At 43.0% G+C, this 14,271-nt stretch carries 13 protein-coding genes and 4 pseudogenes; 9 read left to right on the top strand and 8 right to left on the bottom strand.

What is annotated here, in order from left to right:
* Positions 1–11 precede the first annotated feature (11 nt).
* Positions 12–265: pseudogene (locus KDM92_RS18480) on the top strand (transposase); the annotation flags it as partial.
* Positions 266–390: 125 nt separating this feature from the next.
* Here the strand turns inward: KDM92_RS18480 and KDM92_RS01435 are convergent.
* Positions 391–1,122, bottom strand: coding sequence for a zinc metalloprotease (locus tag KDM92_RS01435; RefSeq protein WP_230408111.1), 732 nt, complete (start codon positions 1,120–1,122; stop codon positions 391–393).
* Positions 1,123–1,636: 514 nt separating this feature from the next.
* Positions 1,637–2,635, bottom strand: coding sequence for a helix-turn-helix transcriptional regulator (locus KDM92_RS01430; RefSeq protein ID WP_212682683.1), 999 nt, complete (start codon positions 2,633–2,635; stop codon positions 1,637–1,639).
* 586 nt (positions 2,636–3,221) lie between these two features.
* On the opposite strand from KDM92_RS01430, the gene KDM92_RS01425 reads away from it, so the two are divergent.
* Positions 3,222–3,803, top strand: a complete 582-nt coding sequence (locus KDM92_RS01425; protein WP_212682682.1) for a hypothetical protein — start codon at positions 3,222–3,224, stop codon at positions 3,801–3,803.
* Positions 3,804–4,006: 203 nt separating this feature from the next.
* Positions 4,007–4,570, top strand: a pseudogene (locus KDM92_RS01420) (methyl-accepting chemotaxis protein); the annotation flags it as partial.
* A gap of 95 nt (positions 4,571–4,665) precedes the next feature.
* Here the strand turns inward: KDM92_RS01420 and KDM92_RS19130 are convergent.
* Positions 4,666–4,796 (bottom strand): annotated as a pseudogene (locus KDM92_RS19130) (IS630 family transposase); the annotation flags it as partial.
* Positions 4,797–5,144: 348 nt separating this feature from the next.
* On the opposite strand from KDM92_RS19130, the gene KDM92_RS01415 reads away from it, so the two are divergent.
* From KDM92_RS01415 to KDM92_RS18475, 5 genes and pseudogenes are all read left to right on the top strand, one after another.
* On the top strand, positions 5,145–5,783 hold the full coding sequence (locus KDM92_RS01415) for a hypothetical protein (protein WP_212682681.1): 639 nt from the start codon (positions 5,145–5,147) through the stop codon (positions 5,781–5,783).
* Positions 5,780–7,798: a Mu transposase C-terminal domain-containing protein gene (locus KDM92_RS01410; protein ID WP_212682680.1), complete on the top strand. Its 2,019-nt coding sequence runs from the start codon at positions 5,780–5,782 to the stop codon at positions 7,796–7,798. Before KDM92_RS01415 ends, KDM92_RS01410 begins: the two co-directional genes overlap by 4 nt.
* A 14-nt stretch (positions 7,799–7,812) precedes the next feature.
* Positions 7,813–8,790 (top strand): TniB family NTP-binding protein, encoded by a 978-nt coding sequence (locus KDM92_RS01405; RefSeq protein ID WP_212682679.1) that lies wholly within the window; start codon positions 7,813–7,815, stop codon positions 8,788–8,790.
* 12 nt (positions 8,791–8,802) lie between these two features.
* Positions 8,803–9,225: pseudogene (locus tag KDM92_RS19100) on the top strand (TniQ family protein); the annotation flags it as partial.
* A gap of 186 nt (positions 9,226–9,411) precedes the next feature.
* On the top strand, positions 9,412–10,347 hold the full coding sequence (locus KDM92_RS18475) for a hypothetical protein (protein ID WP_230408110.1): 936 nt from the start codon (positions 9,412–9,414) through the stop codon (positions 10,345–10,347).
* 111 nt (positions 10,348–10,458) lie between these two features.
* Here the strand turns inward: KDM92_RS18475 and KDM92_RS01395 are convergent, their stop codons facing one another.
* From KDM92_RS01395 to KDM92_RS01375, 5 genes are read right to left on the bottom strand one after another with little or no spacing between them, the layout of a single operon-like run.
* The gene (locus KDM92_RS01395; RefSeq protein WP_212682677.1) at positions 10,459–11,148 is read right to left on the bottom strand and encodes a metallophosphoesterase family protein; all 690 of its coding nucleotides are present in this window, start codon (positions 11,146–11,148) and stop codon (positions 10,459–10,461) included.
* The gene (locus tag KDM92_RS01390) at positions 11,141–11,326 is read right to left on the bottom strand and encodes an AbrB/MazE/SpoVT family DNA-binding domain-containing protein (RefSeq protein WP_212682676.1); all 186 of its coding nucleotides are present in this window, start codon (positions 11,324–11,326) and stop codon (positions 11,141–11,143) included. Before KDM92_RS01390 ends, KDM92_RS01395 begins: the two co-directional genes overlap by 8 nt.
* Positions 11,323–11,940, bottom strand: coding sequence for an HAD family hydrolase (locus tag KDM92_RS01385; protein WP_212682675.1), 618 nt, complete (start codon positions 11,938–11,940; stop codon positions 11,323–11,325). The genes KDM92_RS01390 and KDM92_RS01385 overlap by 4 nt, the downstream gene beginning before the upstream one ends.
* Positions 11,941–11,981: 41 nt before the next feature.
* Complete coding sequence (locus tag KDM92_RS01380; RefSeq protein ID WP_212682674.1) at positions 11,982–13,394, bottom strand: DEAD/DEAH box helicase; 1,413 nt, start codon at positions 13,392–13,394, stop codon at positions 11,982–11,984.
* Between the two features lie 4 nt (positions 13,395–13,398).
* The gene (locus tag KDM92_RS01375) at positions 13,399–13,923 is read right to left on the bottom strand and encodes a hypothetical protein (protein ID WP_212682673.1); all 525 of its coding nucleotides are present in this window, start codon (positions 13,921–13,923) and stop codon (positions 13,399–13,401) included.
* A 126-nt stretch (positions 13,924–14,049) separates the two neighbouring features.
* On the opposite strand from KDM92_RS01375, the gene KDM92_RS01370 reads away from it, so the two are divergent.
* The gene (locus KDM92_RS01370) at positions 14,050–14,253 is read left to right on the top strand and encodes a helix-turn-helix domain-containing protein (RefSeq protein WP_212682672.1); all 204 of its coding nucleotides are present in this window, start codon (positions 14,050–14,052) and stop codon (positions 14,251–14,253) included.
* The last annotated feature ends 18 nt before the right edge of the window (positions 14,254–14,271 follow it).

Here is a 14,271-nt window from a genome sequence, read left to right as displayed (position 1 = left end):
GGAGATTAGAAATGCGTAAGAGCAGATTTACAGAAACAGAGATCATAGGGATTTTGAAGGCAGTTGGGAGATTGGTCAAAGACGTTTGCCGTGAGCATAGCGTTTTTGAAGCGACCTACAACCAATAGGAGTCCAAATATGGTGGTGTGGAAGCAGCCGATGTAAGCGCCTCAAAGACCTAGAGGAAGAGAATCGTAAGCTCAAAATGATGGTTGCTGACTTGTCGTTAGAGAACCATGCGTTCAAAGAGGTGATCGGTTTAAAACGCTAGTAGAGCAGATCGTGGAGAGCAGGTTCACATTCCACGATTAAAAAAATAAGGGAGCATTTGGCTCCCTTATTTTTCATTTTGAAATTTAGCGTATTTTTTAGTGCAATACAAATCAATATTTAATTAGTCGTACGGCGAACTATAAGATTTTGTGCAGTCGTTGATTGCGGATTGCCGTACAAGGTAGCCAGCACATCCCAAAAAGCGGGTGAGATTGCATCACCGATTCCAAACCCTTTGAAGTGATTAGCAAGCCCCAATGCATGCCCAAACTCGTGAGTCACAATGTCCTGTGTCACGTCGCAGTGACCATTTCCAAGATTGACGAAGACAGGATTAGATTTGATTCCATATTCGCTGTTGGGCAGGATCATATTTCCAATACTGGGACCTTCTGAAACATTTGCGCAATAGTCTTGATAATTGGTAGTTCCCGGCGGGACATAAGATGTGCCATAGCTGATCTGAATAAAACTCACATTAGCTGGCTTCACTGAAACTGGTTCTAGAACCAAGACGTTCCTCAACTTCGTGTTGATTTGTACGATGGCATTGTTCACCTTATTTGCATAGTCCTGTTCTGTTGTATTCCCGTTAGTCGGTGCTGGAATATAGACAAGAACATGCTGGCTTGGTGTTGACAGCCACCTCCAAGTTCCAGGAGGTTTTTGCAGCCAAGTAAGGATCGAGAAAAAATCGATATTGCTGGACTTGAGATTGGTAATAATCTCAGTATTGCTTGCAGTGGTGGCGGTAGGTTGATTATTACTATTGCCGCTGCCTGAATTACCACCGCCGCATGCTGATAATGCGACAGCAAATAGAGTCGCTGTCATGAAGCTGAATCTCATATTGTTATCCTTGAGTTTAATTTAATCTTTGAAAATCGGAATTGCGATCTGGTGTTAGCTCTTTGATCGCTTCAACTGATCTGAGTCGAGGAAGAAAAATGTTTTGAATTTGCCGTCTTCGCGAGTACCAAATTCCAGTGCTTCTACCTTTGACCACCAACTCTACCGAGACTTCTGGCTTTTGATTCGTCTAGTACATCTTCTTAAAAGAACTCTGCATACTTTCCTTTCGCTTGATTTGACAGCAAAGTGCCATCGTTAAATAGTTGGCTTATAAAGTTATCTAATATTAATTAGATGAGTCATATTGCAATAATGCAATGAGATATTCAAAGGTTGACGATCACTGTTCGTTACCGTCACTGTCCGACAAAGAGCGAATTGTATAAGTGTAAAAATATGCAATCCATAGAACACATGTTCTATGGGCAAATTGAATGCGAAAGAATGTTCGTTCGCTTGTAGTAAGTAGATGTGGTGAAGCAGAGATTAAAATGCTTGCATTAACGTCTTGTTATCGTGAGAGGCTCGTCATTATTCTAGTTAACTCTGCTTTGCCTGAGATTCCGAATTTCACATAAATATTGTGAGCCTGATTTCTGACCGTCGCTGGTTGATTGCCTAGTCGCTGGGCTATGGCTTTATAGGTTTCATTTCGAGCCAGCATTTCTGCAATCACAAGTTCCGTTGCAGACAATTTCCCCATTGATGTTGTTCGTCGAAAATTTAAAAACAATAAATTGCCTTTTAACTGGGCGGTTACAGTGAATTGCCTGCCGATATAAATTTTTTCTGATGTTGTACTCAACTTATCCAAAAGTTTAGAAGGCAGGAACGGCGGAATCCATTCATGAAATTCGCTGTGTAAAAAGTCAGTCGCTGTTTCGTCAATAAAATTGATGTTTCCTGAAAGTGAGCAAATCGCTATACCTGGATTAACAGCATTTTCCGTATTCCTTGCATGTATTTGCCGATGAATTGAAAAAGCTTGAAATACGTGTGGGAGAATGATGTTGGCGATAGCTTCATCGGTTCGAGTATATTGAAAATTTTCCTTTCTTCGCAAAAGTGATATTGTCTGAAAGGACTTCCGGTCAAGCGTATTTCCAACCATCGCTAAGGTTTGCAAACTCTCGGTTTTTTGTCCATAAGCGACCACATTAGGTTTAAGCATCTTGTTCCCCAAAACTGAAAGCGAAACAGATCTGCCTTTTGCTCGAAATGCCAGAGCTAAGGCCGGATCGTCTGTTACCAAGGTATTTGGGTTAGCGACGCTCTCACTATTCAAATATTCCAATCTGGCGCGTAACTTGTCTTCTGCCGAAATATTGTGTGCGACAGCCGACACCAGTTTTAATCCTACTTGCGGATGTTGATTAAAATCGCAAAATCCGCCCGAATCAAACTTCACCTGATTTTTAATTAACGGAAAAATTTTTTCTGGAAACTCAGAGATGGAAGCTGACTGAGCTATTTCATAGAGTCGTAGCAAGACTTGATTTATTTCATCCAAAAATCTCCCCCCTTTTTTATCTTAATCCTGATGATTTGGTAATTGTTATTAAGGCAACCACTATTTAAACATTGAATTACGTGCCGCACAAGGTGAATATTTGGCCCGCAGCAAATGCTTGCATATTGCTGCAATAGTCATACTACTTGCAAAAATTGATCAATGTTTTGCGTAACAGTTATTGAATAATAGACCTATAAAATCGATAATACAGGATTTCCTATTTGCTGCTTAACTTTACCGAAGGAAAAAAATGTCTCGCTTGGGGATAGATATAAATACTGGTTTGGTATACGAAGGTCGTGAGGGGCCTACACATACCGTCTGGCCAACTCCACCTGTATGTAACGCGACATTGATCGAAATTCCAAGTGACGTTCAAAAAGTTCCGAAAATTTTTTTTAGTAATCCATTTGGTTGAATATTCGTTGAGACTTCTTTTGATTTTAGTGCGAGGATTCGGCGTGGGAAGCTGTATCAAAATTTCGGAAATGCGAGTCGTGAATCCGTCCAAGTTGAGGCACATCCTGCTTCCCATTCAGATCTGATTAAAGCTGCAAATAATTCATGGCGTGTTTCAAAAGATTTGCCTGTCTATATTGAATGTACTGAGCTTCTTCAAAGATTTAGAGGTGGTGAAGGGTTGCGAATGATGTTGGGGCAGGGCGATGCAGCCTCGGTGTGGAAAATAGTTCAAGTAGAGCGCACAATTGAATCAGATATATTGCTTACTTTACGTTCAGAATCAGCACTCGGAGTTCTCCCTGAACTTGATACTAGTCGGATTAATCCATCAAGTTTTGGAAGCATACAATCTGCCTATGATAGAGCTTTGAATGCCGCTTACCGAGAATTGCCGACTTCGGTTATTGACCAGTGTAGAAATGCTGCAGTTGTATTTGTTTCGCGGTGGATGCAAGGCGAAAAGAACTTAGAAGCACCAGTTGAACAAGATCTCGGAGCTTGGATTAAATCAATAAAGGATCACTTCGGCGATAATCAAAAGCTCGCGTTACGGTCTACTTTGGAGATTATTAATAAACTTCACCCGCGAGGTAAAGACAACGAGCGACATAAAATGTCATTAAGGGTTGTGGATGATAATGACGCGACGTTCGCGGTGCATGCATTAGGTTTTTTATTGCGTGAGATTGGATGGGCGAAATGATTTTTCATTGCATTAGAATGAAATGGGAAATTCAGTTCAACGCCTAGACCTGCTTACGAATTTAGACAATGCAATCAGTTCTAATTTGGGCTGGCTGGCTCTACGCAGCTATGCACTGAAAAGTATCTGAGCAGAATCTCGAAAGTCTTATCCAGCATAGCTTTTTCTATAGGTTCTACGGTTCTACTCTAAATTATTTACATAATATCTTGGCTTTGAATGCCGCTGTTGAAGCGGCCCGTGCGGGTGAGCAGGGCCGTGGCTTTGCTGTAGTCGCCAGTGAGGTACGCAGTTTGGCTGGGCGAAGCGCTGATGCGGTTAAAGAAATCAAGTCATTTATATTAGCTAGTGTAGATCGTGTAGAACGTGGTACAACCTTGGCAGACCAAGCTGGTTCCACTATGCAGGAAATTGTCGCCCACATTCGCCGAGTTACCGATATTGTAGTGGAAATCAGTTCAGCCAGCAGTGAGCAAAGTGCTGGGGTAATGCAGGTGGGAGAAGTTATCATGCAGATGGATGACGCTACTCAGCATAATGCTGCGTTGGTGGAAGAGATGGCTGCTGCTGCGAATCTGAATAATCAAGCGCAGGAATTAGTGAACTCAGTCGGAGTGTTTAAGGTTAATGTAGGTGAAGTGCAGAAGACCTCCTTGAATTCTCTTAATGAACTGAATCAGAAGTCCTCGGTATTCGATATGCCTGAGAGGAAAATGTCTCAACATACATCAATACGTGCCATTCCTTATAAGAAAGCAAAGCGTTAGGAAGACTATTAGCACGTACTTAAGCAAATACCAGACAGATAAACCAACGGTTCAGCAGGTTCATCAGAGAACGTGTAAGAATTTTTTAGTGTGCAAAGAGCCGGGGCCGAAGTGAAAATGCCACAGGTAATTGCATCCATTCGACCTTTGCAAACCAGAGTTCAACCTGGTTGAACCATGAAGAATAAGTTGGCGTAAAATGCATACGCACGGTGGGATGTCGATTTCTTTGTGTTTTGGCTTACTCACTCCGATGCCGGTTATCCAGTTAACGTAATCGTTTAGACCCGTTGAAATAGATGATTTCGTTACGTAATGATCAGGACTAATCGTCAAATTTACAAAAAGATAATTAGTCTAAAGTTTTAGGTATTTAGTGTCCTAACTTTTAGGGTAGCGCGTCGTCCAAGGAAGTAAATCCGCCAATCTGAAAATCGCCTAACTAGTTGATTTATAAAGACAGTCTAGCTCGTTCTTGGCAAATTTGGTTCAAATTCTGATGAAGAGAGTTTGACAATTCCCGAATGATGTGATTTAGTTTAAGGATGCGTCTATTTAGCGACCTGGAGTGGCAATGGCGAAGGCAGCATGTTTTGTTAAAGCAATTGATAATGCGAGGCCTTATAAAAGCCATCGGTACGATGTGTTCGGCCCCAAGGTTAGGAGAATGTTGACGCTATTTGGATCATATCAGATCGATACATGGCTATTGCTTGAATCCAACCCCTTAGTTTTATCGTACTGTGAAAGACCTGTTGTCATCCATGATGCTAAGCCAAAACTGACAGTCGATTTTTCGGTCAGCTATGCTGAAAGAGATGAACTTTGGCTAATTGATCGTGATACCGGAGCTAACTTTAGCCTTGAAAAGTCTTTTCCAATCTTCCTCGAATGGGCGCGACAGAATAATTTTGATGTCCGCACAATGTCGAAAAAGGATCCATCGATAAGCAAAATATATCTTGAAAACTGGGGATATATCGTACGCGATTTATCGGCAAATTCCCGCTATCTAAATTCACATCTGCTCAATTCTGTGCTTGAAGTACTGGAAGAGCCTCGTCCCATAATCGCAGTCTGTAACTTATTTCCGTTGGAAGACCCAGTTTTAGTGCGTGTGGCTGTGTATTCTTTACTGCACTCTGGCAAGGCATCTTGTCCTGATATAAAAGATTCTCCCCTAGGGCCAACGTCGGTCGTGGGATTGTTATGAAGATGTTTTCCTTTAACAAAGTGCGTTTTGATCGAGCCTCAATTCCACAGGAATTGAGTGATTTCTCAACGTGGCCAATTGTCGACATTTCTGCGCTTTCAAACTCAGATGCAACTGTGTTTCGCTCTCGTCAAAGAGCGATTGAATTGTTTATCGGTGAACCTCTACTTTCGATGAAAACAATCCAAGGGAAAACTGGTATTGATCCGAAAACAGTGTATCGATTGGTCGAACGATGTCTAACAAAGCACCCTGATGGGCGTATTTTTGGTTTTCGTGCTGCCATTCCTTATACTAGGCTAAAGGAGTATGAACGCATCCATGCCATCAATCCGGCCCATAGTTCAAGAGGTGTGGGGCTTTCCGGTGCTTTTGGCTTGTTGTTGCATCGTTATCCACAATTAGAAAGTCATTTGCAGAATGAGGCAAAGAAGCGCCATAAGTCAATAACTGGTGCGAATGAAGTAAGAAGGTCAATGGGTCGCATCCATAAACGATTTCTCGAGAAATGTCGTGAAGTCGGTATTAAGGCGAGCGAATATCCTTTAAATCAAGAGTTCGCGGGTCTACGGTCACTTTCAGATTATTTCACTCGATTTGATAACAGCACGTTTGACAGATCAGCAAAAAGCAAAGGGGCAGAGAGGGTTCGCCCAGCAGCTCCTGAAAATATGGAACAAGCGCCAGCTGCAACGAGCGCCTTCAAGATAGTCGAATTCGATGGTCACAAAATTGATCTGCGCGTAACAATGAGGATGACAGATCCGTTAGGGTTCGAACATTTAGTAGAGCTAAATCGTATCTGGATTTTAGTGCTTTTGGACGTCGCTAGTCGCGCTGTAATCGGGTACAAACTCGCACTCTCAAAAGAATACAACAAAGACGATGTTGCAAGCGCTTTTCAGGCTGCTTTGACCCCATTTAGGCCACGCAACTACAAAATTCCAGGCTTAGAAATTCGCAAAGAGGGGGGATTCCCTTCTGCAATTTTTCCAGAAACACAGTATGCATGTTGGGATTGGTTACGTTTCGATGGAGCTAAGTGCCATTTGGCGGCAGATACTCTACACAGATTGAATCAAATTGTAGGCTGTTGGCCTGACAATGGCCCAACAGCGGAACCTGACGAACGACCATTTATTGAGCGTTTTTTTGCAGTAATTGCAAAAAATTTCGCTCATCGCCTGCCCGGCACAACGGGTAATGATCCGAGTTCAATTGAGCGTGCGTTGAGTGACCCACATGGGGATCTTAGACTATTAGTCGAGCTGGATGAATTGGAAGATATGATAGAGGTTACTATCGGTGACTACAACGGGCATGCGCACGACGGCGTAAATGGCCGCACACCCCTCGAAGCTATGGGGCAACTGCTCAAGAGAAACCAACGATTCTTACGAACTTTGCCAACAGTCGTTCGCCAAAATCTTTGCCTTCTACAGGAAGCTCGCGTCGTATCAATTCATGGAAGTGCTTCCAATGGTGTGAGGCCTCATATTAACTTTCTCAACGTTCGCTATACAAGCAATATCCTTTCCGCGAGCGCAGGTTTGATTGGACAAAAAGTTCGAATTTATTTTGATGTTCGCGATATTCGTACCGTCAAAGCTTTTTTTGAGGATGGTGCAGAGCTCGGCGTTTTGACGGCCGCCGCCCCTTGGTGCTATACCCCTCATTCGTTGCGAGTTCGTACGGAGATCTTTCGTCTGAAGCGACAAGGAAAACTTAACTATAAAGACGGTGATGACCCAGTAGAGGCATGGGAGAAATTCAAACGCTCGGTCGCGAAGAAGGATAAGCGAGCAGCAACCGATTTAGCTAAAGCAAAAACTGAAAGTAAGCAACTAGCGCCAAAGGTTGAACGGGGACCTCTGCTAGTTCAATCAGTAATTCCAAACGATAAATTGGAAAATGGTTCTATTCAAGGCCTATCAAAAAATTTAGTTTCCGACAATCCAAATCCAAGTCCTCCACAACCGCGTTCTTTGAAAATCAAGCGAATCATTACGTTTTAACAGGGAGAGAGAGAATGGCCGAAACCTACACGAGACCAGTGCCGTTTGAAAATCATCCTGTTGTCGAGCAAAAATATATAGTGCCGACACCATCGATCGAGGAAATGTATATACGAGTAAAAAAACTGATTCGCCTGCGAACACCAGGCGGCATTATGTTTGCGCATCCACGATTTGGTAAAACTTATGGTATTAGATATGTAATGAGCGTCCTAAAGGAAGACTTTCCAAAAGCAGTCGTGCTTAGCTTTGGATGTCAGAAGAAAAAACATCAATCGGAGGATGCATTTTTTTCCTTACTTCTTACCGCGGCAGGCCACCCCGGAGCTCTCACAGGAAACATCACAAAGAAACGGATGAAGCTTACGGATAAGATTATGGAGCTAGTTGATCGTTCTGGGTACAATTGGTTTATTATTTTTGCAGATGAAGCGCAACGTTTAGATATTATCGAGTACGAGTGGCTTCGCGATGTGCATGATGAACTCGAGAGGCGCGGTGTTCGCATGATTACACTTTTGGTAGGACAGCCGGATCTTTTGAACCAAAAGAGCGCCTTTCGAATCGGCCGTCAAACTCAGATTGTTTCACGATTCATGATCGACGAAATGCAATTTCGTGGTCTCCAAACCCCCGATGATTTAGCTACCTGCTTAGAATCTTATGATGAGGCTTGTTTTCCAGTTAAATCAGATTGGAGCTATACACGCTTTTTTTTGCCGGCCGCTTATAGCACAGGATTTAGGTTAGTCCATCAAGCGTCAGTCTTGTGGGATGCTTTTATTGAGGCCCATCAATCCGCTCAGTTTCAGCACACACCCGAAATTCCGATGCAATATTTTACTCGAAGCGTGGAAATAGCACTTCTAGAGAACGCAGAATTCGATGACTACAATTTTGTACTAACACCTGCAAAATGGAGATCAGCAGTTGCTGAATGTAATTTTGTTTCAGCACAAGAGGAGTTGCGCATGGTAATGCTAGAAGAGTGAAAGCTTGATCAAATGCGTAAGGCACGGATCGTCATTGAGAATCTGCAACCGGTGAGTCTTGCTTGGTGCTGGAGAGATGACTGGATAACTGGTTACGATTCTGCATATGGGCTATTTGCAAAATTTGCTCGCTTAAACTCCATGGGTGCGAGAGAACTAGCGAGTCTCTTCGTAAATCGCCAACGCGGCAGTGTTACTTCAATTTTACATGCGCCGAAGATAGACCTACGTTCTAGCGAGTTTTTTGACTTAACAATATTTGCCAAGCACCTCCGTTTAGATCAAAAAGCCATTCAGCAAGCCTTTTTAATTGACCAGCTCCCAAATCGTGGTCGCCATTCTTGCAATGTCCTTCGGTGGTGTCCCCGTTGTGCGCACCGAGGCTTTCATTCTGCGGTTTTTCAGTTAGACTTAATTAGTGCGTGCCCGATACATAACCTATTGTTGCGTGCCAAATGTCCAAAATGTCGACGCCAAATTCCTTACCAACTTTCACAAGAAATTTTCGATCATCCATTTTGTTGCCCATGGTGTGAAAATGATTTAGCTCCAGAGTTGCGTCGAATACGCCCACAAGTACTTACACTTAAATCAGAAGAAACAACTTGGATTGAAAATTTAGTGAGTCTCTTAATTTTCGAAGATGAGATGGTGTCTATTCGACTTGAAATTAATCGCGCACGCAAACAGCTAGGCATCGGTGAATTTGCGGTAGCTCACGCTGACTGGAGACGACTTGAATCTGAATATATTGGATTTGTAAAGCAAGTTGTTGACATAATGCAGACGGAACTCAACACGTCACAACAAAGTCTGGAGCTCGGCGCACTGTCCTTCAGTGTTAAGCGACCACATGGTGGTGGTCAACCGTTACCCAAAAAAACATACCGTCGTAAAGCAACACATGCGATAGAGATGGATAAACAGAATTCTGCTCATGTGAAGATGAGTTGGGATCAAAAATTGCGTGGGAGCTACGATGTCTATAATGGAGTCCGGCGCTATTTGTGGCGGCATGTCGTGCACCAGCATCATCGGTGCATTGCACGTGCAGTAAAGCATTTGTGGTGGAATATGGACGGAGAATCGACTTGTTCTTTTTGTCCGATTGCTGAAGCTTTCATAAGATGGCGAATTCACTGGGAGCTCTGCGGTACACCCCAATATTTGTTTTCACCAATGCGTAAAGACCCATTGGGATTGGTCGCATGGATGGCGTCAGGAGCACCAATTTGCCCAGTTGGGTGGACAATTGAGGCAGAACGATGGGTCTCAGATAACCTTTTGGGGAGTCATTGCTTTGGGAGTTTTTGGGAGTTCTTCGAGATCGCATTAAAAAACAGTAAGCGCAATAGAGTTGACTGGGATAAACATGCATATTCTGGGCGCTATACTTCCTATTGGGCAATTGCTGGTAGTGACACTCTAAAAAGTCCAGTGCGGATCTATAAACAGGTGCATACCCCAAACGAAATTGAAGATGAATTAAGAAATTTGGGTTCAGATCGACATCATTTTATGACACATCTCTCACAACTATCAAAAATTGTTAGATAAAAGTGCTTTATCTATAGAACGTCGCGCGGAGAGCGTCATCAAATGTGACCATCTCGCGAATATTTTTCCTACACATTCTTTGAAATTTTGGCGTAGATAATATGAACATATTTAATTATTAGTGAGAAATATGCGCGAGCCGTCAAATCTTGCGATACCGCACAATCCAACACCATATGCATTGAAACCAAAAGACTGCAACGAATTCTCATACTCCAAATTATCGTGATGATGTCCGTGAAAACTCCATTCAACGTTCATGAGTCGCGTTAAGTGATCGATTGCGGCAATTCCGTGGGGATGACAACTAGGCGCCTCATGCGTCACCAGAATGTCTGCCTTTTGACATGCTAATGAAGCATAGTCGATCGGAAAAATGGTACTGCGATGCTTTCTGGTGATTCCTCCTCGCCACAAATTACCCTTGCCGCCTTGGCGTGCGTAATCTTCTTGTGAATCAAACTTGGGATCGTTGGGAGGCATCCATACCTGACCTCTGAAAACGCCGCCTAAGCCCGCAATCCGATAGCCGCCAATTTCAACTACGCGACCATGCAAATTTTGTTCGGCTAGCTCTGAGCTAAATAAGTGATCATAGTCAGCATCGGAATCTGTATCGTGATTTCCATGAATGAACCAGACTTCAGTGAGGTCGAGAATTTCTTCAAGTTCGATTTCTAGCGGTTGCCTCACTTGTAAGTCACCTAAGAAAATAATTGCCTCAGGTCGATGCGATTGTACAGCATCGATCACATGATGAAATTTGCCGTGAGTATCCCCACAAAAAAATAAATCACCCATTTAATTTTGTAAGGAGCAATTGATCATTTACGATATCGATGTTGATAACATCACCTTCATGCCAATCGAGTTTCTTAAGCAGTTCACTCGGAAATTGGACGTAACAATCACCACTTCCATCTCCTGCATCAACTATTGAGACTTCCCATTTTTTCAATGATTTTTCCGTAAATCTCATGATGATAATTTAGGAAAATTCTCTAACCACCACTTACTAAATGCAAGTAGATCTTGGTGATATGTATCGATGTTTCCGAGCTCAGCGCCAATATTAGGTGTGCCGTTCGTTTCACGGGTGATTAATGCGCGATGTATGCTTTCAGGAACGCCACGATGATAAGGCAGATAATCGTCCACAAAAGCAATGGGATTTAATAGACTCAGCGCTGCTGCTTTCGGACTTATACCATCATGTGAGCTACTGGTTGCAATAACACGATGAATCGGAAAGCCAAGATTTCTCAAATTTTCCAACCGCGCGTTTTCAAACCTCGACTCGATTGCACTGACACAGACCAATTCAAATCCTGCAGCATGCATTTGATTGCATGCGAGTATGGCGCCATCAACCGCGGGAATAGTTCTCCAAAACTCCTCGTCAAAAAAGCCTCGGAAATGTGCTAGTTCGTCGCCGTCCAATTTACGCACATCCCAACGATCAACCGGCCAATAGGCGTTTGAATCTTTTGGTGCAGGAAGGTGGTTAAATGCTTTAAGCCAAGCATTGCGATATGCGACATGATAATCTAGTAAAACACCGTCGGCGTCGAGGGCGATAATTGGTTTTGGCATAAATTGAGACGTTAGATTTTAGTGCTGCTTTTTTTGATCTTCTATCTTAAGTATAGTCCGAGCCGCATTGCAACTAATTCCTGCTTAAATTTACCAAAAATATTAACGCTGGCTTCATAAGTTTCTGCGAGAGTTGAGCGTCCTTCATTTACGAGAATCTCCGACGAAATATGATGTGCCTTATTGATTGTCTGTCTTATACTCAACGTAATTTCCTGCGCAAGCGAATCGCTGCTGTCGACGATTAGCTTTTGATTTATTTCTCCTGAAGATCTAGTCATAGAATCAAATTTGACGGTCAAACCTTCTGGAACTTCTTGGGCTACTCTGGTCGCGTACGTAATTAAATCTGGTTCTGCAGGCATGTAGAGAAACGCATCACTTTTGACTTCGCTGTCACTGCGAAGGATACGTCCAAGCACTTGACGAAAATGGAGCTCAGTTTTTACTCTAGTGAGGTGGCAACAGACTCGTAATCTCGGGATATCTGTTCCCTCGCTAATCATGCCAACGGCCACAATCCATTTTTCTGAATTATGCCTAAACTCGTGAATTATTTTTTGTGGGTCGTCTGCTCTGTATGTTGCGATATAGGCTCTTTCGTTGAATCTCTGTTCAAGGATATTAACGATCTTGTTTGCATGTTCAACCGTGGCAGCAACAATCAGTCCTCCAGCGTTGGGAATTCGTTTTCGAATTGCATTTAGCTTGGCAGAAGACTTTCCTACCACGTAGGCGATGAGCTCTTCGTTCTCGATCAATTGCTGGTAGGTACACTTTGAATCTTTCAGTAGTTTCCCGAATGACGAATAATTAAAGTCCTCCCCATTCTGCTTGACGATCACGTTGTCGTTGTCAACCAAGGTAATTTGGGGCGTGCGGCAGACATTGTCTGCGACTGCTTGCGGTAGTCCGTAAACATAATCGCATTTGATTCGATTATCTCGACAATAGCGGGCCAAAACAATTGGAACTTGATCTGACCGCCACGGGGTGCCTGTCAACGCCAATGTGTAGCCAGCACGTCCCTGTATGTTCTCGATAATTTTTTGTCCCCAGGCATTGGTATTGTCTGGTCCATCCCCAGCACAATGATGGATCTCGTCAAAAATAACGAATATCCGATTCGTATCAAATAGGCACCAAAACGATTCGTCGAGGTGAAGCATACCTTGATATGTCAACGATCTCCCTTTAGAACCTAGGAGTCCGTCCATTCTAAATTTTGTAATCGTTGATAGCGATAATTCAAAATTGGTCGCTACCGTGACTGATGGCGAGAAGCATAAGACCAGATCAATTTTATTCTCCTCGAACAGCCTATTTGCCAGATTGGATGCCATAACGGTTTTGCCAGCACCAGGCGTAGCTAGGCAAAGAAAGTGATTCTCTTTTGTCGCATATTTATGCCATGCACTTTCAATACACTCCGACTGCCATGTTCTTAGTTTCATGGATTCAATTGCCGCTAAGTGCGATTAAGTTCTCAATAGCCTTGACCTTACCCAATAGCTTGGAGCAACGATCTCGAGATTCGTTATAGAGGTCTTGAATCTGTGCGCCAATTTCTGGAAGTTCTTTGTAGATCGCGTCATATTCCTCGGCTTCCCCCATTGCCGTCAGTAACATCAGCTTTTGTTGGTGAAGCCTTTCGGTAAGATTTTTGCCGAGGGCGTTATTTGGGATTGGCAAGTCTTCTTTTTTAGGAAATTCTGGAGCATTAGTCCCAGCGATTCGTGCACTGAACTGTTCCGTGATCTTGTATGTGTAAGCTCGTCCTTCCGACTTAACTTGCACAATGTCTGCCGACGATACGAATCGCAAAATATTTCTATGTACAAATTGTCGCGCGGACTTCGATTCCGAGTGAATTTTTGTAGGCGTAGATAGATAAACGTTGAGCGCATCCCCGATGGTGAAAGTCTTCCCAGTGAGAAGTCGGAATGTATCAATGACTTCTTTTTTGAATTTTCGTTGCTTCATGTTGAATGAGGTTTTGTATTGAATTTCGCTACATTGTATCGTGTATCTAGAATCGCTACAATGAAAACTTCCCCTTACTCACCTCACTATGTAAAGCTTCGCGCTTGGTTGAAGGAGAGACGCACATTGTCCTCATTGACTCTACGCGAGGTTGCGTCAATGATTGGTGCGCACTTCACAAGTGTGGGAAAAATGGAGCAAGACCGAAAGAAAATTGAGCTTGTCGAGTTCGTGAAATATTGCCAAGCGATGAATGCTGATCCGCATGAGGGCCTCGAGATTATTATTCAATCAATCGCCGAGCAAAAAAAAATCTCGAAAAATAATTGAGCCAAAAGCCAGTAATTT

It is taken from the genome of Affinundibacterium baiyunense (assembly GCF_018139645.1).
Taxonomy (GTDB): Bacteria; Pseudomonadota; Gammaproteobacteria; order Burkholderiales; family Burkholderiaceae_D; genus Undibacterium; species Undibacterium baiyunense.
The sequence above is the reverse complement of the archived record's forward strand: the minus strand, read 5'-3'. Positions and strand labels throughout refer to the sequence as shown.

Bases quoted from the DNA above. Each gene is read 5' to 3' on its own strand.
- KDM92_RS01410 (WP_212682680.1), top strand. From the start codon at position 5,780: ATGAAGATGTTTTCCTTTAACAAAGTGCGTTTTGATCGAGCCTCAATT.
- KDM92_RS01380 (WP_212682674.1), bottom strand. From the start codon at position 13,394: ATGAAACTAAGAACATGGCAGTCGGAGTGTATTGAAAGTGCATGGCAT.
- KDM92_RS01390 (WP_212682676.1), bottom strand. From the start codon at position 11,326: ATGAGATTTACGGAAAAATCATTGAAAAAATGGGAAGTCTCAATAGTT.
- KDM92_RS01375 (WP_212682673.1), bottom strand. From the start codon at position 13,923: ATGAAGCAACGAAAATTCAAAAAAGAAGTCATTGATACATTCCGACTT.
- KDM92_RS01435 (WP_230408111.1), bottom strand. From the start codon at position 1,122: ATGAGATTCAGCTTCATGACAGCGACTCTATTTGCTGTCGCATTATCA.
- KDM92_RS01405 (WP_212682679.1), top strand. From the start codon at position 7,813: ATGGCCGAAACCTACACGAGACCAGTGCCGTTTGAAAATCATCCTGTT.
- KDM92_RS01385 (WP_212682675.1), bottom strand. From the start codon at position 11,940: ATGCCAAAACCAATTATCGCCCTCGACGCCGACGGTGTTTTACTAGAT.
- KDM92_RS01415 (WP_212682681.1), top strand. From the start codon at position 5,145: ATGGCGAAGGCAGCATGTTTTGTTAAAGCAATTGATAATGCGAGGCCT.
- KDM92_RS01395 (WP_212682677.1), bottom strand. From the start codon at position 11,148: ATGGGTGATTTATTTTTTTGTGGGGATACTCACGGCAAATTTCATCAT.